This is a genomic window from Actinophytocola sp. (genome assembly GCF_036378875.1).
Classification (GTDB): Bacteria; Actinomycetota; Actinomycetes; order Mycobacteriales; family Pseudonocardiaceae; genus Actinophytocola.
In genome coordinates this window covers 179,691-200,378 of the sequence record NZ_DASUVO010000176.1, presented here as the reverse complement: position 1 = coordinate 200,378, position 20,688 = coordinate 179,691, and the positions used below count along the sequence as shown (strand labels likewise).

16 protein-coding genes are annotated in these 20,688 nt (G+C 69.0%); 5 read left to right on the top strand and 11 right to left on the bottom strand.

The features are described 5' to 3' along the window. Positions 1-64 precede the first annotated feature (64 nt). Genes VF106_RS50720 through VF106_RS50705 form a run of 4 tightly spaced genes read right to left on the bottom strand, consistent with a single transcriptional unit; the run spans position 65 to position 6,219 of the window. The gene (locus VF106_RS50720; protein ID WP_330847349.1) at positions 65-1,153 is read right to left on the bottom strand and encodes a LacI family DNA-binding transcriptional regulator; all 1,089 of its coding nucleotides are present in this window, start codon (positions 1,151-1,153) and stop codon (positions 65-67) included. Between the two features lie 46 nt (positions 1,154-1,199). Continuing rightward, positions 1,200-2,657: a family 43 glycosylhydrolase gene (locus VF106_RS50715; protein WP_330847348.1), complete on the bottom strand. Its 1,458-nt coding sequence runs from the start codon at positions 2,655-2,657 to the stop codon at positions 1,200-1,202. Then, the gene (locus VF106_RS50710; RefSeq protein WP_330847347.1) at positions 2,654-5,143 is read right to left on the bottom strand and encodes an alpha-L-arabinofuranosidase family protein; all 2,490 of its coding nucleotides are present in this window, start codon (positions 5,141-5,143) and stop codon (positions 2,654-2,656) included. Before VF106_RS50710 ends, VF106_RS50715 begins: the two co-directional genes overlap by 4 nt. 35 nt (positions 5,144-5,178) lie before the next feature. After that, positions 5,179-6,219, bottom strand: a complete 1,041-nt coding sequence (locus tag VF106_RS50705) for a glycoside hydrolase family 43 protein (RefSeq protein ID WP_330847345.1) — start codon at positions 6,217-6,219, stop codon at positions 5,179-5,181. Positions 6,220-6,395: 176 nt separating this feature from the next. On the opposite strand from VF106_RS50705, the gene VF106_RS50700 reads away from it, so the two are divergent. The 4 genes from VF106_RS50700 to yjfF all read left to right on the top strand — a co-directional run bounded on the left by VF106_RS50700 (position 6,396) and on the right by yjfF (position 11,131). Beyond that, positions 6,396-7,352: an ABC transporter substrate-binding protein gene (locus tag VF106_RS50700; protein WP_330847344.1), complete on the top strand. Its 957-nt coding sequence runs from the start codon at positions 6,396-6,398 to the stop codon at positions 7,350-7,352. Positions 7,353-7,355: 3 nt separating this feature from the next. Then, positions 7,356-8,882 (top strand): sugar ABC transporter ATP-binding protein, encoded by a 1,527-nt coding sequence (locus VF106_RS50695; RefSeq protein ID WP_330847343.1) that lies wholly within the window; start codon positions 7,356-7,358, stop codon positions 8,880-8,882. 58 nt (positions 8,883-8,940) lie between these two features. After that, positions 8,941-9,957, top strand: coding sequence for an ABC transporter permease (locus tag VF106_RS50690; RefSeq protein ID WP_330847342.1), 1,017 nt, complete (start codon positions 8,941-8,943; stop codon positions 9,955-9,957). A gap of 175 nt (positions 9,958-10,132) precedes the next feature. Further along, positions 10,133-11,131, top strand: a complete 999-nt coding sequence (yjfF, locus tag VF106_RS50685) for a galactofuranose ABC transporter, permease protein YjfF (RefSeq protein WP_330847341.1) — start codon at positions 10,133-10,135, stop codon at positions 11,129-11,131. Here the strand turns inward: yjfF and VF106_RS50680 are convergent. From VF106_RS50680 to ilvA, 7 genes are all read right to left on the bottom strand, one after another. Next, entirely contained in the window at positions 11,058-12,080 is a 1,023-nt protein-coding gene (locus VF106_RS50680; RefSeq protein ID WP_330847340.1) for a branched-chain amino acid ABC transporter permease, read from the bottom strand. The genes yjfF and VF106_RS50680 overlap by 74 nt on opposite strands. Continuing rightward, positions 12,077-12,952, bottom strand: a complete 876-nt coding sequence (locus VF106_RS50675) for a branched-chain amino acid ABC transporter permease (protein WP_330847339.1) — start codon at positions 12,950-12,952, stop codon at positions 12,077-12,079. The genes VF106_RS50680 and VF106_RS50675 overlap by 4 nt, the downstream gene beginning before the upstream one ends. Positions 12,953-13,336: 384 nt before the next feature. Continuing rightward, positions 13,337-14,590, bottom strand: a complete 1,254-nt coding sequence (locus VF106_RS50670) for an ABC transporter substrate-binding protein (protein WP_330847338.1) — start codon at positions 14,588-14,590, stop codon at positions 13,337-13,339. A 15-nt stretch (positions 14,591-14,605) separates the two neighbouring features. After that, positions 14,606-15,304: an ABC transporter ATP-binding protein gene (locus VF106_RS50665; protein WP_330847337.1), complete on the bottom strand. Its 699-nt coding sequence runs from the start codon at positions 15,302-15,304 to the stop codon at positions 14,606-14,608. After that, positions 15,301-16,056: an ATP-binding cassette domain-containing protein gene (locus VF106_RS50660; RefSeq protein WP_330847336.1), complete on the bottom strand. Its 756-nt coding sequence runs from the start codon at positions 16,054-16,056 to the stop codon at positions 15,301-15,303. Before VF106_RS50660 ends, VF106_RS50665 begins: the two co-directional genes overlap by 4 nt. 90 nt (positions 16,057-16,146) lie before the next feature. Beyond that, positions 16,147-16,893 carry a 3-hydroxybutyrate dehydrogenase gene (locus VF106_RS50655; RefSeq protein ID WP_330847335.1) on the bottom strand — a complete coding sequence of 249 codons (747 nt, stop codon included), beginning with the start codon at positions 16,891-16,893 and terminating at the stop codon, positions 16,147-16,149. Between the two features lie 93 nt (positions 16,894-16,986). Then, entirely contained in the window at positions 16,987-18,216 is a 1,230-nt protein-coding gene (ilvA, locus tag VF106_RS50650) for a threonine ammonia-lyase IlvA (protein ID WP_330847334.1), read from the bottom strand. A 72-nt stretch (positions 18,217-18,288) separates the two neighbouring features. On the opposite strand from ilvA, the gene hrpB reads away from it, so the two are divergent. Further along, positions 18,289-20,688 (top strand): ATP-dependent helicase HrpB, encoded by a 2,400-nt coding sequence (gene hrpB / locus VF106_RS50645; RefSeq protein WP_330847333.1) that lies wholly within the window; start codon positions 18,289-18,291, stop codon positions 20,686-20,688.

The window sequence follows — 20,688 nt, the reverse complement described above, 5'->3', positions numbered from 1 at the left end:
CAAGAGGCAGTCCGGTTTGCGCAGCAGATCGTTAGTGAACGTGCACAATGGACGGTGAGCCCCGTTACCCCGCCAGCGGACCCTCCCCGGGCAGCGTCTCGAGGCGGTGCATGACGCTCTCCCGCCGCACGAGCTCAGGTGCGATCGTACGGTGTGGCTCCTCGACCTCCACCTCACTCACCTGTGCAAGCAACAGGCTGAGGGTCTCGCGTGCCACGGCGTGGAAGTCGGGACGCATGGTCGTGAGCGGCGGGATGAAGTACTCGGCCTCAGGCACGTCGTCGAAGCCAACCACGCTCACGTCGTTCGGGACGCGCCGGTCACGTTCGTACATGGCCCGCAGGATCCCCAGCGCCAGGTGGTCGTTCGCCGCGAAGACGGCCGTGCACTCCGGCATCCGGGCCAGCATCTGGCCCGCCTTGTAGCCGGACGCCGCGCTCCAGTCGGCCGCCACCAGTGGCGGCTCCTCCGCGGCCGCCTCCGCGAGCGCGTGCTGCCAGCCGCGGACCCGGCCGGCGCTGTCGAACCAGTCCGGCGGCCCGGACACGTGCCACACGGTCGGGTGTCCGGCGTCGAGGAGGTGCTTCGTCGCCTCGTAGGCGCCGGCGAACTGGTCGACCGTCACCAGCGGGGTCTCCCGGGCCGGGTCACCGTCCACGGTCACCAGCGGGAGACCGGCCGGCACCTCCGCGAGCGCCTCGGCGGCCGACGCCGTCGGCGCGATCGCCACGATGCCGGCCACCCGTGTGTCCCTGTGGTGCTCGACGGCCGACGCGATGGACTCGCGGTCCAACACCTTCACCCGCCGCAGGCTCACCGTGAAGCCCGCCTCCGCCGCGGCGGTCTCGAACGCGCCGAGCAACGACGCCGGACCGTACAGCGACGAGTTCTGGGCGATCACACCGATCAGCTGCGACTTGCCGGTCACCAGCGCCCGCGCGGCCTTGTTCGGCCGGTACCCCAACTGGTCGATGGCCGCCCGCACCCGCAGCCGCGTCTGCTCGCGGACGTTGGGGTGCCCGTTCAGCACGCGTGACACGGTCTGGTGGGACACCCCGGCCAGTCGGGCCACGTCCGTCATCGCGGGATCCCGCGAGACCCTGCTACCCACTACCGGGTTGTCCACTTCGTACCTCTCCTCAACCTCACGCACACCGCCCAGTTCACCGTGGACGGTGCATGGTCCCAGTCTTCCACCTTCAGCTGATCCGGAAGGTAGAACGTTCACAATCGGCGCGTCCCCCACCCGGTCGGGCGACGACGAGCCGCCCGTTGTCATGGGCGATGTACGCTCCGGAGTCGTCCAGCAACCGCAACGACACGTCCGAACGGTTCGCGAGCCCCGGCACCCGAACGAAGCTCGTCGCCCGCCCGTAGTCGTCAGCCTCGGCGAACGGCTCGATGCGGAGCACGCCGTCGGCGGCCCGCAGGTAGTGGTTGGGGAAGTTCACCGACTGCACCGACACGGTGCCGGCCCCCAGATGTCCTGGCACGAAACGGAACCAGGAGTCGGCCACCTCGCGCACATTGCCCTCGACCCGCAGCCGGAACTCGGCGTGCCGGACCACGAGGTTCCGCGCGTCAAGCGGCGACAGGCGGATCACCGTGCCGCCCTTTCCGACTGGCACGCCGAACGACGGTGTGCCGTCCTCGTTCCAGTACAGCTTCTGCACCCTGGTGTGCCGGTTCGGGTCGAACAGCGGGTCACCGGTGATGTCGCGGTAGTCGCGGGCGTGGTAGACGAGCACGTCGCCGCCGTCCTCGCCGACCGTGAACGAGTTGTGGCCCGGCCCGAACTGCCGGGTCTCGGTGTTGGTCGTGAAGATCGGGTTCGGCAACTTGGTCCACGACCTGGCGTCGAGGAGGTTGGCGTTCTCATCCGCGTAGAGCAGGCCCATGCAGTAGCGGGCGTCGGTGGCGCTCGCCGAGAACGTCACGAAGACGCGCCCGTTGCGGATGAGCACGGCGGGGCCCTCGTTCACCCGGAACCCCTGGACCTCCCAGCTCAGGGTCGGCACCGCGATCCGCACGACCGGGGTGACGAGCTCGAGCGGCGAGACCATCTCCGCGATGTAGAGGTTGCTGTTGGTGGCGATGCCGGGCTCGCTCTGGGCCCACAGGAAGTACCGCCGCCCACGGTGTTCGAACGTGGTGGCGTCCAGTGTGAACGAGTCCCAACCGGTGACCATCCGCTTCGGCGGCAACCACCCGGCGGTCCTCGGGTCGTCGTTGATCGACTCGAGCACGTAGGTGCGGATACGGAACGGGTCGTCGGAGTCCCCGGCCGCGAAGTAGACGTACCAGCGGTCGCCGACGCGGTGCAGCTCCGGCGCCCAGATGTAGCCGCCCATCGAGCCGGACGCGGGGCGGCGCCAGATGGTTCGCTCGCGGGCGGTCGCCAGGCCGTCGAGCGTGGCGGCGCCGCGGATCACGATCCGGTCGTACTCCGGCACCGACCCGGTCATGTAGTACATGCCGTCGACGGGTGTGGTGACGAACGGGTCGGCGCGCTGCTCGACGAGCGGGTTGCGGGTGGTGAGTGCTGGCGGCCTGCCGGGGGCGGCGGCCGCGGATGTGGTGGTCAGGCTCATGGGTATCGCGGTTGCCGCGGCCACTGCACCGCCGGCACGGAACAAGGCCCTGCGGTCGAGGCTCACGAGTTGCTCCTGGTCTTGATCCGGATGAAGGTCACCGAGTATGGCGGGAAGGTGTGTGTGAACGTGCTCGCGACATCCATTCGGGACTCCCGGGGCGCGATCGGGCTCGTGTACTGGCTGTTCACGTCGTCGGGGTCGCCCGTCAGCGTGGTCACCCGCGCGCCGCGCTCGACGCTCGCACCGGGTAGCTCGACCGTCGTGCTGGCCGCGGTGGCCTGTGCGTTGACGACCTTGAGGATCAGCTCACCGGTGCGGGTGTCGCGGGTGACGACCTGGCGGAACGGCTCGACCTTCTGGCTGTCGGTGAACTCGCCCCACTTCTGCCCGTCCAGGAACAGGCTGACGGTTCGGCCGCGGACCTGGACGTGGATGTCGTACTGGCGGCCGGTCTGCACGGCCGTGCCGTCGGCGACGAGGATGGACTTGCCGCCGTTCACGGCCTTCTCCACGGCTGACTGGGTGCTGTTCCAGCCGCCGAGGTTCCACCAGTAGTAGTTGCCGGAGTCCTTGACGCCGAACCCGACGAGGAAGCCCTCGCGGCCGGAAAGCTTGGTGGCCTTGACGTTCAGGTCGTAGTTCCGCCACGCGGGGTCGCCTGCCGTGACCATGGTGTTCTCGGCGGCGGTGTCGGACTGGACGAAGGCGCCGTCGGTGACCGACCAGGAGCCGCGCCCGGCGATGTTGGTCCAGCTCGCGTCGGTGCCGGAGAAGTCGTCGGCGAACAGCGTCGCGCCGTCCGCCGTGGACACCCGGACGTCGTCGTAGGACGCGGCCGTCCCCCACGTGGACAGTCCTATCGCGCCGGTGATCGGCTGGTCCTCCTGGGACGGGGTGCCGGTGGCGGTGCTCGGCACGACATGGTTGCCCACGTTGTTCATGAACAGCCGCTGTACTTCGTAGCTGGCCGAGCCCCACGACGCCCTGTTGTTGAACCAGATCATGTCCGGCCGCCACTGCACGTAGTCCTCGTTGGACAGCAGCGGCGCGTAGGAAGCCAGCCGCACGACGTCGGCGTTGCGTTCGAGACCCGTCAGGTAGGCGGCCTCGGTGAGCGCGTTGAAGAACCGGTTGTCCTGCGAGGCGTACTCGCCGAGGAACACCTTGGGGCCGTTGCGGTCGTAGCTGTCGTAGCGCTCGTTGTTCTGCAGGAACCAGGTCGGGTTGTTGTAGTAGTGCTCGTCCACCATGTCCACATCGGACTCACGGTTGAGTTGCCACAGGCGGTTGAAGGTGGCGCCGGTGTCGTCCGGGCCGGAGTTGCCGACCACGGTGAGGTTCGGGTACCGCGCCTCGATGGCCGCCCGGAACTGGGTGAACCGCTCGAAGTACGCGTCCGGCAGGTTCTCCTCGTTGCCGACGGCGATGTGTGTGAGCCCGAACGGCGCCGGGTGCCCCATCTCCGCGCGCTTGCGGCCCCACGCCGAGTCGGCCGGGCCGTTGGCGAACTCGATCAGGTCGAGCGTGTCCTGGATATGCCGCTGCAGCAGCGCGGGGTCGTCGGTGACCCGGTTCTGCCCACAGCCGGTGACGAGTGCGGGCACGACCGGCAGCGGCATCGCGCCGATGTCCTCCGCGAACTGGAAGTACTCGTAGTAGCCGATGCCGTAGGACTGGTTGTAGCCCCAGAAGTTCGCGTTTGTGGCGCGTTGCTCGACCGGGCCGATCGTGTCCTTCCACTGGTAGGACCGCCGGCGCTCCCAGTTCGGCGCCTCGTAACCGTAGTGGCTGTTGGTGTTGACGAGACAGCCGCCCGGGAAGCGCACGAAGCGCGGGTGCAGCGCGGCGATCTTCTCGGCCAGGTCGCGTCGCATGCCGTTCGGCCGGTTCTTGTAGGTGTCCCGAGGGAACAGCGAGACCATGTCGAGCGCGGCCGTGCCCGTGCCAGCGCCGCTGACGAGCAGGCGGCCGGTGATGCTGGTGGTCCGCGCGGTGAACGTGCCGGCGTAGCGGGCCCAGCCGGCGCCGCGGACGGTGAGCGACAACGGGTCGGCCAGCCGTGTGCCCGCCGGGTCGGTGATCTCGGCGGTGAGCGCAGTCCTGGCCTGATCGGTGCGCGCCCACACCGAGAAGTCGTATCTCTTGCCCTTCTCGATGTGCATGCCGGAGTTGTAGCCGGCGTTGATGACCGCGCCCGGCAGCGCCATGCGCAGGTACCGTCGATTGCGTTCGTTCAGCCGGCCGTCGTCGTCGACCACCTGCGGGTCGCCGGTCTTCGGCGCCCACGCGGTGAGTGGGGTGTAGGCGGCGTTGTCGGCGGGGTCGTACTCGAACGAGCGGTTCTGCACCAGCTCGGCGTACAGTCCGCCGTCGGCAGCGCGGTTGATGTCCTCGAAGAAGACGCCGTACATGGTGTCCGAGATGTCCGCTCCGTGAGCGTTCACATCGACAGTGACGGTGTAGGTCTGCTCGGCCGCTTGCCCGGTGCCGGGCGCGGCGACGAGCGCGCTCGCGACGAGAACCGCCACGGGCAGTCGGGATCGGGACATGTCGCTCCTCGATAGCAGGGTGAAGCGATTCGGACTCAGCGGAAGGCGGCCCGCACCCTGGCCAGCTCGGCCGCGGTGACCGGCAGGACGGTGCCGTGGCGCGGACTCGCCGGCAGCGCGTAGTTCGCGACCGGCTGCCACCGGCCGGAGGCGAGGTCGGTGGTCTGGAAGGGGACGTAGCCCCGCCCGCCGAACTCGTCGATGAACTGGTACCAGCGGTTCTCGGTGTTGGACTTGAACACCGTCGGGCCCTCACCCCGGCTGATGGCGCCGGAGCCGATGCAGTCCGCCACGAGGTCGTAGCTGGTGTCACGGAGACGCGTCGACCGCTCCTCGGTGATGAACTTGCCGCACGGCGCGTCCGGTCCGGCGCTGCGCTCGTCCTTGGTGAACCGGTAGTACCAGCCGTTGTGCTCGACCACCGTGGAGTCGATCACCGAGTAGCCGGGATCGATCCAGACCTTCGGCGGGGAGAAGGTGCGGAAGTCGGTCGTCGTGGCGTAGAGCATCCGGTTGTAGGTGTCGCCCGTGTGGCCGGGATCGTCCGCCGCGTACAGCTTCGACGCCCAGAACACGACGTAGGCGCCGATGGCGCGGTCCCAGTAGGCCTCCGGCGCCCAGGTGTTGCCGGCGGTGTCCGGCGCCACGCGCACGTGCCGCTGCGCGGACCAGTGCACCAGGTCGGTCGACTCCCAGACCTCGATGTGCTTGCTGCCGAAGCGTTGCGCGGCGTCCCAGTCACCGTTGCCGAAGATGCGCAGATCGGTGGCGAGCAGGTAGAACCGGTCGCCCCTCGGCGAGCGGATGATGAACGGGTCCCGTACCCCGCGGTCTCCCAGCGAGGACGTGAGCACCGGCTGGCGACCGTTCAGCTCGTCCCACCGCAACGGGTCGTTACCACGACTGGCCGCGAGATAGACCTGTTCGCCGGTCGCGGTGCCCTCGCCGGTGAAGTAGAAGAAGAGGTAGCCGCCGAACGCGGGGCCCGCGACCGCGGCCGGGGTGAGAAACGCGGCCATGACGGCGAGCGCGACGAGCAGTACGGGTGTCCGGCGACGAACGAGAGGTGCCCGCATGGGGGTTCCTTCTGAGTCGACGTTGACGCGCAAAGTGAGCGTTAACATAAGCCGCGTCCGCAGGGGTGTCAACTGAGGACAAGTTGTTATTACAGGGGGTTGACGCGCGGACTGTGAACGTTCACTCTAGTGGCCCAGTGACACCGGTCACGCACGGTCCAACGGAGGATATTGCAGTGCGGAAGACGATCACGACCGCTTTGGCTGCGGTCCTGTTCACAGCCTTGACCGCGTGCGGCAGCGGGGGCGACGCTGCGGACGATGGCAAGATCACCATGGGCTTCGCCCAGGTCGGCGCCGAGAGTGGTTGGCGGACGGCGAACACGAAGTCGATCCAGGACTCCGCGAAGGAGGCCGGTATCGAGCTGAAGTTCTCCGACGCGCAGCAGAAGCAGGAGAACCAGATCAAGGCCATTCGGTCCTACATCCAGCAGAGGGTGGACATCATCGCCTTCTCGCCGGTGGTGGAGACCGGATGGGACACCGTCCTGCAGGAGGCCAAGCGCGCCAACATCCCGGTGATCCTCACCGACCGCGCGATCGACTCCGACGACACGTCGCTGTACAAGACCTTCCTCGGCTCGGACTTCATCGACGAGGGCAAGAAGGCCGGCGAGTGGCTGGCGGAGAACAGCGACGGCCCGACCAACGTCGTGGAGCTGCAGGGCACCACGGGTGCTGCGCCGGCCATCGACCGCAAGGAGGGCTTCGAGGAAGCGATCAAGTCGAAGCCCGACATCAAGATCATCGCCTCGCAGACCGGTGACTTCACGCGGTCGGGCGGCAAGCAGGTGATGGAGGCGTTCCTCAAGTCGGAGCCGGACATCGATGTTGTTTACGCTCACAACGATGACATGGGGCTCGGCGCCATCGAGGCCATCAAGGCGGCCGGCAAGCAGCCCGGTGTCGACATCAAGATCATCACCGTGGACGCGGTGAAGGACGGCATGACCGCCCTCGCCGACGGTGAGATCAACTTCATCGTCGAGTGCAACCCGTTGCTCGGACCGCAGCTGATGGACCTGACCAAGAAGGTCATCGCCGGCGAGGAAGTGCCGAACCGCGTGGTCACCGAGGAGACCACGTTCGACCAGGAGCAGGCCAAGGCAGCTCTGCCGGACCGGAAGTACTGATCCGTGACCGAGCTTGCCCCAGTCGTCGACATCCAGGGCATCACCGTCACCTTTCCCGGTGTGAAGGCGTTGCAGGACGTTGACTTCAGGTTGTTCCCCGGTGAGGTGCACGCGTTGCTCGGCGAGAACGGTGCCGGCAAGTCGACGCTCATCAAGGCCCTCACCGGGGTCCACACCCCCGACGCCGGCGAGATCCGTCTCGCCGGCGCTCCGGTGTCGTTCCACAGTCCCGCGCAGGCGCAGGACGCCGGCATCAGCACCGTGTACCAGGAGGTGAACCTGTGCACGAACCTGTCGGTCGCGGAGAACATCCTCCTCGGGCGGGAGCCGCGCAGGTTCGGCTCGATCGACGGGCGGGCCATGCGGGCACGGGCGGCGCAGCTGCTTTCCCGTATCGGGCTGCACATCGACCCCGCGTCCGCGCTCGGCAGCCACCCGATCGCGGTGCAGCAGCTGGTGGCGATCGCCCGTGCGGTCGCGGTGGACGCACGTGTGCTGATCCTCGACGAGCCGACGTCCAGTTTGGACGCTGGCGAGGTCGCGGAGCTGTTCCGGATCATGCGGGTGCTGCGTGAGGACGGCGTCGCGATCCTGTTCGTGTCGCACTTCCTCGACCAGGTGTACGAGATCTCCGACCGGATGACCGTGCTGCGCAACGGCGCTCTGGTCGGCGAGTACGCGACGGCCTCGGCGAGCCGGCTCGAGATCGTCCGCGCTATGATCGGCCGTGACCTCGGTGTGCTGGACGAGGTGGAACGACGTACCGCCGAGCACGACGTGCCGTCCACCACTCCCCTGCTGCACGCGGAGAACCTCGGCCGGACGGGTGCGATCTCCCCGTTCGACCTGGAGCTGCGCTCCGGCGAGGTCGTCGGGGTGGCCGGTCTGCTCGGCTCTGGCCGGACGGAGCTGGCGCGCCTGCTGTTCGGCGCGGACCACGCCGACTCCGGCCGCGTGCTGATCGACGGCGAGCCCGTGAAGCTTCGCAACCCGCGCTCGGCGATCGCGAAAGGGATAGCGTTCACCTCCGAGGACCGCAAGGCCGAAGGTCTGGTCGCGGACCTCACCGTGCGGGACAACCTCATCCTCGCCATGCAGGCCGCGCGTGGGTGGGCCCGCCAGGTGCCCCGCCGCACGGCGGACGAGCTGGTCGAGAAGTATGTGAACGCTCTCGACATCCGCCCGGCGAACCCCGAAGCCGTCGTCGGCACGCTGTCCGGCGGCAACCAGCAGAAGGTGTTGCTGGCGCGCTGGCTGGTCACGCGGCCGCGGCTGCTGATCCTCGACGAGCCGACCCGCGGCATCGACGTCGGCGCCAAGGCACAGATACAGAAGGTCGTCGCCGACCTCGCGGCCGAGGGAATGGCGGTGTTGTTCATCTCCGCCGAACTGGAGGAGGTGATGCGCGTGTCCGACCGTGTGGTCGTCCTGCGCGACCGGCGGAAGATCGGTGAGCTGCCCGGCGACGCCGGCGTCGACGACGTCCTCGCGCTCATCGCGGGCGAGGCCGAGAAGGTAGCCACATCATGAGCGAGCTTGCGAGCGAATCATCGACACAGCGGCCGCTCGGAGCCTGCGAGGAGCAGCCATGAAGCGTTTGTTGTGGCCACTGCTCGCACTGGTGGCCCTGCTGCTGCTGAACTTCGTGTTCACACCGTCGTTCTTCTCGCTGCGCATCCAGGACGGCCACCTGTTCGGCAGCCTCGTGGACATCCTGCGCAACGGCGCGCCGACGCTGCTCATCGCGCTCGGCATGACGCTGGTGATCGCCACCCGCGGCATCGACCTGTCGGTGGGCGCGGTGGCGGCCATCGCTGGCGCCGTGGCGTGCACCCTCATCGCCTCGGGCCAGAACGCGTTCGTCGCGATGGCCGTGGCGCTGGTGCTGTGCCTGGTGCTCGGCGTGTGGAACGGCTTTCTGGTCTCGGTGCTGGGCATCCAGCCGATCATCGCGACGCTGGTGCTGATGACCGCAGGCCGCGGCGTGGCGATGCTCATCACCGAGGGCCAGATCGTGACCGTCACCAACAGTACGTTCTCGAAGGTCGGCGCCGGCTTCGTGGTACTGCCGATCGCGATCCTGATCAGCCTGGTCATGCTGGCCGCCGTCGCGCTGCTGACCCGGCGGACGGCACTGGGCATGCTCATCGAGGCGGTGGGCGTGAACCCGGAGGCCAGCCGCCTGGCGGGCGTGCGTTCCCGGACGATCATCTGGACCGTCTACGTGTTCTGCGCGCTGTGCGCCGGCGTCGCGGGCCTGATGATCGCGTCGAACGTGAACGCGGCGGACGCCAACGCCGCCGGTCTGTGGATCGAGATGGACGCCATCCTGGCGGTGGTCATCGGTGGCACGTCGCTGGCGGGCGGTCGCTACTCGCTGACCGGCACCCTGATCGGCGCCATGGTGATCCAGACCCTGACGACCACCGTATACACGATCGGCGTGCCGCCGGAGACGACGCTGGTCTTCAAGTCGGCCGTGGTGATCGCCGTGTGCCTGCTGCAGGCGCCGCGGCTCACCGGAGGGCTGCGCCGCCCGGTCGGCCCGACGACACCGCCGGTGGCGGCCATGCCCCAGAAGCCACAGGAAGCAGGAGCCCGATGAGCGCGTCCGTCACCCACGTCACGGGAAGCGGGCACCTTGTGAGCGTGCCAGCCGGGATCCCGCCCTGCTGCCTCCCCGGCAGCACGGCGCACCCGACTCCGGCGCCGAACCGCGATGCCCGCGGGTCCCTCGCGACTCCCCAGCCACAGGCCAACACCGAAGGAGCGGGTGCTCGGTGAAACCTCTCGCCAAAGTTCCTTCCCGCTTCCTGCCGGTGATCGCGACCTTCGTCGTGTTCGTGCTCACCTTCGGCGCGGGCGCCATCCGTTACGAGGGGTTCGGGACCCCGCAGATCTTCGCGAACCTCTTCATCGACAACTCGTTCCTCATCGTCCTCGCCGTCGGCATGACCTTCGTCATCCTCACCGGGGGGATCGACCTCTCGGTCGGGTCGGTGGTGGCGCTGTCGACGATGATCGCCGCCGCCACGCTGCGTGCCGGCTGGCCCGCGTGGCTGGTCGTCATCGCCGTCCTCGCGACCGGTTCGGTGCTCGGGCTCGGGATGGGCGTGATGATCCACCGGTTCGGGGTGCAGCCGTTCATCGCGACGCTGGCCGGCATGTTCCTCGCGCGTGGGCTCTGCTTCGTGATCAGTGTGGAGTCGGTGTCCATCAAGGACAGCACGTTCCGGGACATCGCGACGTCGTCCATCGAGCTGTTCGGCGGCGTGACCATCACCTACAGCGTTGTGATCGCTCTCGTCATCGTCGCGGCGGCGGCGTACGTCCTCCACCTGACCCGCTTCGGCCGCACCGTGTACGCCGTCGGCGGCAGCGAGTCGTCCGCGACGCTCATGGGGCTGCGCACCGGCCGGGTCAAGGTCGGCGTCTACGTGATCAGCGGCTTCTGCTCCGCGCTCGGCGGGCTGTTGTTCTCGTTCTACATGCTCTCCGGCTACGGCCTGCACGCCGTTGGCATGGAGTTGGACGCGATCGCCGCGGTCGTCGTGGGTGGCACGCTGCTCGCCGGTGGGGTCGGCTACGTGGTCGGCTCGCTGATGGGTGTGCTCGTGCTCGGCACGATCCAGACCCTGATCTCGTTCGACGGCACGCTCAGCGCGTGGTGGACGAAGATCGTGATCGGCGTGCTGCTACTCGTGTTCATCGCGCTGCAGCAGCTGATCGCTCGTCGGCGGCCTCTCGGCCCGGGTGGTCTGAGTCCGGCCCTGACTTAGCCCGGCGCCGTAGCAGGCGCCGGGCCGTGCCCCAGATGCCCCGGCGGAACACCAGGACGGTGACCACGAAGATCACGCCGGTCACGACACCGACCGCGTCGATGCCGGCCGTCGCCAGGTAGTCCTCGAGCACGACGATGATGCCGGCGCCGACGACCGGGCCCCACAGGGTGCCCATGCCACCGAGGATGTTCATGACGACGACCTTGCCGGACGTCGTCCAGTACACCTCCTGCAGCGACGCGAACCCGTGTCCGATCGCGTACACCCCACCCGCGATCCCGGCAAGGAAGGCGGAAAGCACGAACACAGCCACCTTGTAGCGGTCGACCGGGTACCCGAGCGCCCTGGCACGCGCCGGGTTCTCCCGGATCGCCACCATGACCCGGCCGAACGGCGAGTGCACCACCCGCCACGCCCCGAACAGTCCTAACAGGACCAACGGGATGGCCGCGTAGTAGAAGTAGAAGGAGTCCGACAGGTCCATCCCGAACGCTTCCCGGGGAATGCCCTGCAGCCCGTTCTCGCCGCCGGTCAACGACCGCCACTGGTTCGCCACGAAGTACACCAGCTGCGCGAACGCCAACGTCACCATGGCGAAGTAGATCCCGGTCCGCCGCACGGACAGCAACGCGATCGGCACCGCGATCACCGCCGCCAGCACCGCGCCCCCGAGCACTGCCACGTAGAACGGCAGCCCGGTCTCGACGGCGATGATGCCGGTGGCGTACGCGGACGAACCCCAGAACGCCGCGTGCCCGAACGAAAGCAGGCCGGTGAACCCGAGCAGCAGGTCCAGCGCGACCGCGAACAGGGCCCACGCCGCGATGTCCAACGCGACGGGCGGGTAGATCCACCACGGCAGTCCAAACGCGACGATCAACCCGATGGCGAGCATGAGAAGCCGAACGGCGGGTGACCGTCCGGCGACCAGCCTTGAAATGATCATGCCCGCACGCCTTCCTCGCGGCCGAACAGGCCCGCGGGCCGCAGCAACAACACCAGCGCCATGAGCACGAACACCAGGCTCTGCGAGAACGCCGACACATGGAGGTTCCCGACCGCGGTCAGCATGCCGACCAGGTACCCGGCGGTCACCGAGCCGAAGACGGAGCCAAGGCCGCCGATCACCACCACCGCGAAGATCACGATGATCAGATCGGCGCCCATGCTGGAGTTCACCGCCCGCATCGGCGCGGCCAGCACCCCGGCCAACCCGGCGAGGGCGATGCCGAACCCGAACACCGGCGTCACCCACCGCCGGACGTCGATGCCCAGCGCCTGCGTGAGCTCCGGCCGCTCGGTCGAGGCCCGCACGATCACGCCGACCCTGGTGCGCGTCAGCACGAGCCACACCAGCACCGACACCACGACTGAGAACGCGAACACGAAGACCTGGTACTTGGGGTAGTCGAAGAGACCGAAGTTCACCGTGCCGTCCAGCAACGCCGGCCGCTGGTACGGCTGCGACTGAACGCCGTACCGCAGCCGCACCAGGTCCTGCAGAATCAGCGCGACGCCGAACGTGAGCAGGAAGTTGTACAACGGATCGAGCCGGACCAGCCGCGCGACGAGCACCCGCTCCATCACCATGCCCAGCACCCCGAGCACCACCGGCACGACGAGCAGCGCGAGCCACCACGACAGCCCGACCGTGTCCAGCAGCACGAAAGCACCGAAGGCGCCGAGCATGTAGAACGCGCCGTGGGCGAAGTTGACCACCCCGAGCATGCCGAAGATCACCGAGAGACCGAGCGCCAGCAACGCGTAGAAGCTGCCACTCACCAACCCGTTGAACAGCTGCTGCACCAGTTCGGACATGACACCTCCTCACCCGTGACCATGCCCCACCCGTTCCCGACGAGCTGCGCGCTCGCCCACACACGTCCGGCGCCACCACCCACGGTCGCCGCGCCTTCGGTACGGTGGCGATGTCCTGAAGGTGCCCTTGAGGACGACGAGCCTCGATCCACCGATGATCGTGTCGGGTGTCGCACCTTGCGGGGAGGTGCGGGCCTGGTCAGGCCCGCTTCGCGGGCGCCGGGCGCGCAGCGCCCAGCGGGTGTCTTGAAAGACGCGATGGGGGCGTTCAACGACATGAGCGCGTCTTTCAGGACACTGCCCGCACCGCAAGCCACCAAGGCCCTCGGTGGATCCACGATGAGCGACTCGAGGGTGCCGCCGTTCCTCCCGTAGATCACGAGATCAGCCCATGTCGCAGCCGCTGTCGGCGGCGGCGCGGAAGGCCTCGTCGGCCGGGATCTCCTCGACCAGCTCGGTGAAGTCGAAGTCCTCCTTCACGTCGGCCGGCTCCTTCACCTTCACCAGGTAGGCGTCGTGGACGACCGAGTGGTCCTCCGCGCGGATCTTCGCGTTGCGGGCGAAGAAGTCGTCGAACTCGCGGCCGTCGAGCTGCTTGCGGACCTCGTCGGCGTCGTCGGTGCCCGCCCGCTGCACCGCCTCCAGGTACTGCGTGGTGGCGGAGTAGTTCGCGGCGTGGTCGAACGTCGGCCGTGTGCCGGTGCGTTCTTTGAAGCGGTCGGCCCACTCCCGGCTCTTGTCGTCCATGTTCCAGAACCAGGCCGTCGTGTAGAGCGTGCCGGCGAGCGACTCGGCGCCGATCGACGCGATGTCGGTGTCGAACATGAGGCCCACGGCGAGCCCGACGCCCTTGCTTTCGAGGCCGAACTCGTTGTACTGCTTGACGACGTTGACGAGGTCGCCACCGGCCTGCATGACGCCGAGCACGTCCGGCTTCGGACTCAGGTTGGGCGCCTTTGTCATGAACGTGGCGAAGTTGTCGTTGGGGAACGGTGTCGGGTCGGCCGCGCCGACCGCGCCGCCAGCGGCTTCGATCGCCTCGGTGAAGCTTTTGTTCATGTCCTGGCCGAAGGCGTAGTCCGGATAGATCAGGTACCAGTTCTTGGCGCCCTGTTCGGTCAGGGTTTTGCCGGTGCCGTGCGCGAGCATGTAGGTGTCGTAGGCGTAGTGGTAGGTGTAGGCGTTGCACTGGGCGCCGGTCAGCTCGGTGGTCGCCGCGCCGATGTTGAAGTAGAGCTTCTTGTTCTGGTTCGCCACTGTGGCGATGGCGAGGGCGGCCGACGACGTGGGCACGTCGAAGATCGCGTCGACGCCGTCGCGGTCGTACATCCCCCGGGCCGCGGTGTTCGCGATCTCCGGCTTGTTCTGGTGATCGGCCTGGCTGACCTCGATGTTCTGTGTCACGGCGTCGTCGGCGTGTGCCTTCTTGAAGTCGTCGACGGCCATCTTCACCGCCTCGACGGCGTTCTTGCCGGCCAGTTCGGAGTAGACGCCGGACAGGTCGGTGATGACGCCGAGCTTGATCGCGTCGCCGCTGATCGTGCCGCCACCGCTCTGCGGACCGCCTCCGCAGCCGGCGAGCACGACGCCCACCACGGTCGCGACGGCACGGAAGGCCGTCGTGCGCCTGCCAGCCATGTCGTGCTCCTCTCCTCAGATACCGAGGTACTCCAGCAGTTCGTGCTCGCGCCGCTCGACTTCGGCGTTGTCGAGCGACTCGACGACGCGGCCCTGGCTGATGAGGTAGTGCCGGTCGGCCACGGTGGACGCGAAATGGATGTTCTGCTCGATCAGCAACACCGTGACGCCGTGTTGCTTCGCCGTTCGGAGGATTTCGCCGATCTGCTGGACCAGGATGGGTGCGAGTCCTTCGGTCGGTTCGTCGGCGAGCAGCAACCGGGCGCCCATGCGCAGCACCCGGGCGACCGACAGCATCTGCTGCTCACCGCCGGAAAGGTGGGTGCCGGGCTGCCGCCTCCGTTGCGCCAGAACCGGGAACGCGTCGTACACCTGCTCCAGCGACCACGCGTCCGGACCGCTGACCGGCGGCAGCGTGAGGTTCTCCTCGACGGTGAGCGTCGAGTAGACACCGCGGTCATCGGGGACGTAGCCGAGTCCGAGCCGGCACCGCTTGTGCGGCGGCAGCCTCGTGATGTCCCGGCCGTCGAACGTGACGCGACCCGTCATGGACCGGTGCAGGCCCATGAGGCACCGCAACAACGTGGACTTCCCGGCGCCGTTGCGGCCGACGAGCGTCACCACCTCACCGGCGGCCACGTCGAGCGAAACCCCTTGCAGAACCTGGGCTTCGCCATAACCGGCGACCACGTCCCGAACGCTGAGCAAGCTCATACGGACTCCCCCAGATAGGCGGTGATCACTCGGGGGTCGTTGCGGACGTCCTCGTACGGCCCCTCGGCGAGTACCTTGCCGAACTGGAGCACGGTGACCCGGTCGGTGAGATCGCCGACGACCTTCATGTTGTGCTCCACCAACACGACGGTCCGACCGGCACGCACCCGCCGGATCAGCTCGACGGTGCGGGCGACGTCCTCGACCCCCATCCCGGCGGTCGGTTCGTCGAGCAGCAGCAGTCGCGGCGACAGTGCGAGGGCCAGCGCCAGCTCCAACGCCCGTTTCTGTCCGTACGCCAGACTTCCGGCTTGCTTCGCGGCGTGGTCCAACAGCCCGACCTGTTGGAGCAAGCCCTCCACTTCGTCCCGGTACCGGCGAAGTTGCTTGTCCGATCGCCAGAAGCGGTAACCGCGGCCGTCCCTTCCCTGCAGAGCGAGTTCGACGTGTTCGACCAGTGTCAGCTCGTCGAACAGGCTCGTGATCTGGAACGACCGAGCCACTCCGCGCTGTGCGATCCGCTCGGGACGCAGGCCGGTGACGTCCTGTCCGTCGAGTTCGATGGCGCCCGCTGACGGGGTGAGGAAGCCGGTGAGCAGGTTGAACAGCGTGGTCTTGCCCGCGCCGTTGGGCCCGACCAGGGCGTGCACGGTGTCGGCGCCCACGTCCAGGTCGACGCCGTTGACCGCGCGGAACCCGTTGAACTCCCGCACGAGTCCCCGTGTACGCAACATCGGTGTGGCGCCGGTCACTCAAACGACACTAGGAGCACACGGCGTGGCGCGACATGGCCGACGGATCCACAAGGCCCGCGCCTGTTGTGTTCATTTCCTACATAGCGGCTATCGTGCCGTCCAGCCACCGTCGATCTTCATCGACGCACCGGTGATCGCCGAGGCCCCGTCGCCGCACAGGTAGACCACGAGTTCGGCCACCTCCTCCGGTTCGATCAGCCGCTTCACGGCCGCCGGCCCGAGCATGACCTCGTCGACGACCTCGTCCACGCCGAGACCGAGATGCTTCGCCTGGGCGGCGACCTGGTCCGTCACGAGTGGGGTGCGAACGTAGGCCGGGCTGACGCAGTTCGAGGTGACCCCGTGTTCCGCGCCTTCCAGCGCGATGACCTTCGACAGGCCCTCGACGCCGTGCTTGGCCGCCACGTAGGCGGACTTGTACGGCGACGCGACAGAGCCGTGCACGCTCGAGATGGTGACGATCCGACCCCAGCCCCGCGCGTACATGTGCGGCAGCGCCTTGCGCACGAGCCGAAACGGCGCTTCGAGCATCACCCGCAGGATGTGGGAGAAACGCTCCGGCGGAAAGTCCTGGACGGGTGCGACGTGCTGCAACCCGGCGTTGTTGACGACGATGTCGACGGCGAGGTCGAGCCGGTCGACGGCGTCCAGGTCGGCGAGGTCCACCACCACGGGCTCGACGTCGAGTTCGGCGGCCAGGTCCTTGAGGGCCGCGGCGTCCCGGTCGGCAGCGACGACGGCGGCTCCCGCAGCGGCGAGCCGCACGGCGCAGGCTCTGCCGATCCCGCTGGCGGCGCCGGTGACGAAGGCACGCCGCCCTGCCAGTTCACTCATAGTCACCGAACCTACGCGGGGCACGGGACTTGCTCCACGTAGCAGACATCCATACCCGATCGGCGAACGATGTCGGTCGACTACATAGGCGCTTCAGACGAGGAACGTGAATAGCGGGCTGTCCGGTGGGACGCGTTCGATGCGGTGTGGCGCAGCCTCCATGCGTTTGAGCATCGCGGCCAGGTTCTCGGGCGCGCCGAGTTCGATGCCGACCAGCGCGGGCCCCGTCTCGCGGTTGTTGCGCTTCACGTACTCGAACAGGGTGATGTCGTCGTCCGGGCCGAGGACATCGTCCAGAAATCGGCGCAAGGCGCCCGGTTCCTGGGGGAACTCGACCAGGAAATAGTGTTTCCGGCCCTCGAACACCAGCGCCCGCTCGACGATCTCCGCGTACCGGCTCACGTCGTTGTTGCCGCCGGACAGCACGCACACGACGGTCGAGCCGGACGGCAGGTCGAGCGAGCCGAGCGACGCCGGCGCGAGAGCGCCCGCGGGTTCGCTGATGATCCCGTCGGACTGGTACAGGTCCAGCATCTCCACACAGATCTGGCCCTCGGGCACGGCGACGAGCCGCGGTCGGTGAGCCGCCGCCAGCGCGTAGGTGTGCGTGCCGACCTGGCGCACGGCCGCGCCGTCCACGAACGGGTCCAGCTCCGGTAGGGGCGCCGGGCCGCCCGACGCCAGCGCGAACGCCATGCTCGCCGCACCGGCGGGTTCCGCGCCGATCACCCGTGCCCCCGACTCCAGCCACGCGAGCGTCCCGGCCAGCAGGCCACCGCCGCCGACCGGCACCACCAGCGCGTCCGGCTCCCGCCCGAGCTGCGACACGATCTCCTGCGCGACCGTGCCCTGGCCGGCGATCGTGCGCGGATCGTCGAACGCCGGGATGAGCGTCCGCCCGGTCGCGGCCGCGTACGTGGCCGCCGCGTGGGAGGCGTCGTCGTACGTGTCGCCCTCGACCACGATCTCCACGTGCCGGCCGCCGAGCGCCGCGACCCGGTCACGCTTCTGCCTCGGCGTCGTCCGTGGCAGGTACACCCGCGCACGCACCCCGAGCGACGCGCACGCGAAGGCCACGCCCTGCCCGTGGTTGCCGGCGCTCGCACACACCACACCACGCTCGCGGGCCACTTGCTCCAGAACGCTCACGAAGTTGAACGCGCCCCGGCCTTTGTACGACCGGACCGTGTTGAGGTCCTCCCGCTTGAGCCACACGTCGAGGTCGTGTCGCGCGGAAAGCCGCTCGTTGCGCTGCAGCGGGCTCGGCGGGATCACCCCCGCGAACCGCTCCGCCGCCGCCGCGACGTCCACCTTGGATACCACCAACGAGACCTTACCGAGCGCGCCGGCAACCCATCGGCCGGCCAGTCACGGCGTGCCGGCACACTCGGGGTCGTGCTTCCCGCCGACCTCCCCGACCTGCCGGTACGCGCGGTGCTCGACGACGTGACCACCGCGCTCGACCGGCACGGCGCCGCGGTCCTGGTCGCGCCGCCCGGCACCGGCAAGACGACGATCGTGCCGCTCGCGCTGGCCGCGGCGGAGGGCAAGGTCGTGGTCGCCGAGCCGAGGCGGCTCGCGGCACGGGCCGCCGCCATGCGGATGGCGGCGCTGCTCGGTGAGCCGGTCGGCCGGACCGTCGGGTACGCGGTGCGTGGCGACCGCCGGATGTCCAAGGACACCCGGATCGAGGTCGTGACCACGGGTTTGCTGGTTCGGCGGCTCCAGCACGACCCGACCCTGCCGGGGGTCGGCGCCGTCGTGCTGGACGAGGTCCACGAACGCCACCTCGACGCGGACCTGCTGCTGGCCCTCCTGCTCGACGCCCGCGCCGGGCTGCGACCGGAGCTGCGGCTGCTCGCCACGTCGGCCACCGTCGCCACCGACCGGATCGCCGTCCTGCTCGGCGAGGGCACCCCGGTGATCGAGGCACACGCCAGGACCTACCCCGTCACGGTGACCTACCACCCATCCGCGCGTGGCGAGCGCGTCGAGTCGCACGTCGCCCGCACAGTCCACACCGCGCTGTCCGAATCGGACGGTGATGTGCTCGTTTTCCTGCCGGGCGCCGGTGAGATCGCCCGCGTCACCTCGCTGTTGCATGGCGTTCCCGTCGTGCCACTGCACGGCCGGTTGTCCACGGCACGACAGGACGCCGCGCTGCGACCCGGCGACGCCCGCCGGGTCGTGCTCGCCACCGCGGTCGCCGAGTCCAGCCTGACGGTGCCGGGAGTCCGTGCCGTGGTCGACTCGGGGCTCGCGCGCGTGCCGAGAATGGATCACCGGCGTGGCCTGTCGGGCCTGGTCACGACCCGCGTGTCGGCGTCGGTGGCCGAGCAGCGGGCCGGTCGCGCCGGCCGGGAGGCGCCGGGGCGCGTGTTCCGGTGCTGGCCGGAGCACGAGCACGCGACGCTGCCGGCACAGCCCGAACCGGAGATCCGCACGGCGGACCTGACCCGGCTGGCACTCGAGTTGGCCTGCTGGGGCACCCCGGACGGCACGAGCCTGGACTGGTGGGACCCGCCGCCACCCGGTGCGCTCGCGGCCGGTCGTGCGGTACTCACCGCGCTGGGCGCGCTCGACGACGGTGCGGTCACCGAGCGGGGCAGGCGTATCGCCGGTGTCGGCCTGCATCCACGGCTCGCGCGGGCGCTGCTCGACGGCACGGAGGTGGTGGGCGCGACCGCCGCGGCCGAGGTCGTGGCACTGCTCGACGACGACACCCTCGCCACGAGCACGTCGGTGGAGGACACGCTGCGCCGGCTGCGCGCGGACGGCTCACCACGATGGGAACGCGAGGTACGGCGACTGGCCACACTGGTGCCCGATCGTCCACAGGGGACACCGGACCCGGCGTTCGTCGTCGCGCTCGCCTACCCGGAGCGGCTCGCGCGACGGCGGTCACCGGGCTCACCCGTGTACCTGATGGCGGGAGGCACGGCCGCGGAACTGGCCGACAGCGGCGAGTGGCTCGCGGTCGCCAGCGCCGACCGGCAACCTGGCCGGGCACAGGGAAAGATCCGGCTGGCGGCTCGTGCGGACCAGCGGCTGGCGGAACGGGCCGCGCCGGCTCTGCTGTCCGAAGTAGACGAGATCGCCTGGGTCGACGGGGACGTCGTGGCACGGCACGTACGTCGCCTCGGCGCGATCATCCTGCGCGAACGCCCATTGGCGAAACCGGATCCCGCCCAGGTGCGGGCTGCGCTGGTCGAAGGCCTGCACGCCGACGGCCTCGCATTGCTGAACTGGACCGACAACGCCGTGCGGCTGCGACAGCGACTGTCGTTGCTGCACCGGGTGCTGGGTGCGCCGTGGCCGGACATGTCGGACGCGGCGCTGTTGGCGGCGATCCCGTCGTGGCTGTCCCCGTCGCTGAGGTCGGCCCGCCGCCGAGCCGACCTTGCGAAGATTGACCTGCACGGGGCGCTGTCACTGTTGCTGCCGTGGCCGGAGGCGAGCCGTCTGGACGAACTGGCGCCGGATCGGCTGACGGTCCCGTCCGGTGCCCGGATCCGGGTCGACTACTCGGGCGACGAGCCGGCGCTGCCGGTGAAGCTGCAGGAGACCTTCGGCTGGACGACGACACCGACGATCGCGGCCGGCCGGGTGCCGATCCAGCTGCACCTGCTGTCGCCCGCGGGTCGTCCTGTCGCGGTCACCCGTGACCTGGAAAGCTTCTGGCAAGGCGGTTATCACCAGGTCCGGGCGGAGCTACGAGGGCGTTATCCCAAGCATCCATGGCCGGAGGACCCGACGACGGCCACCCCGACAGCCCGGACCAACCGTCGCCGCTGA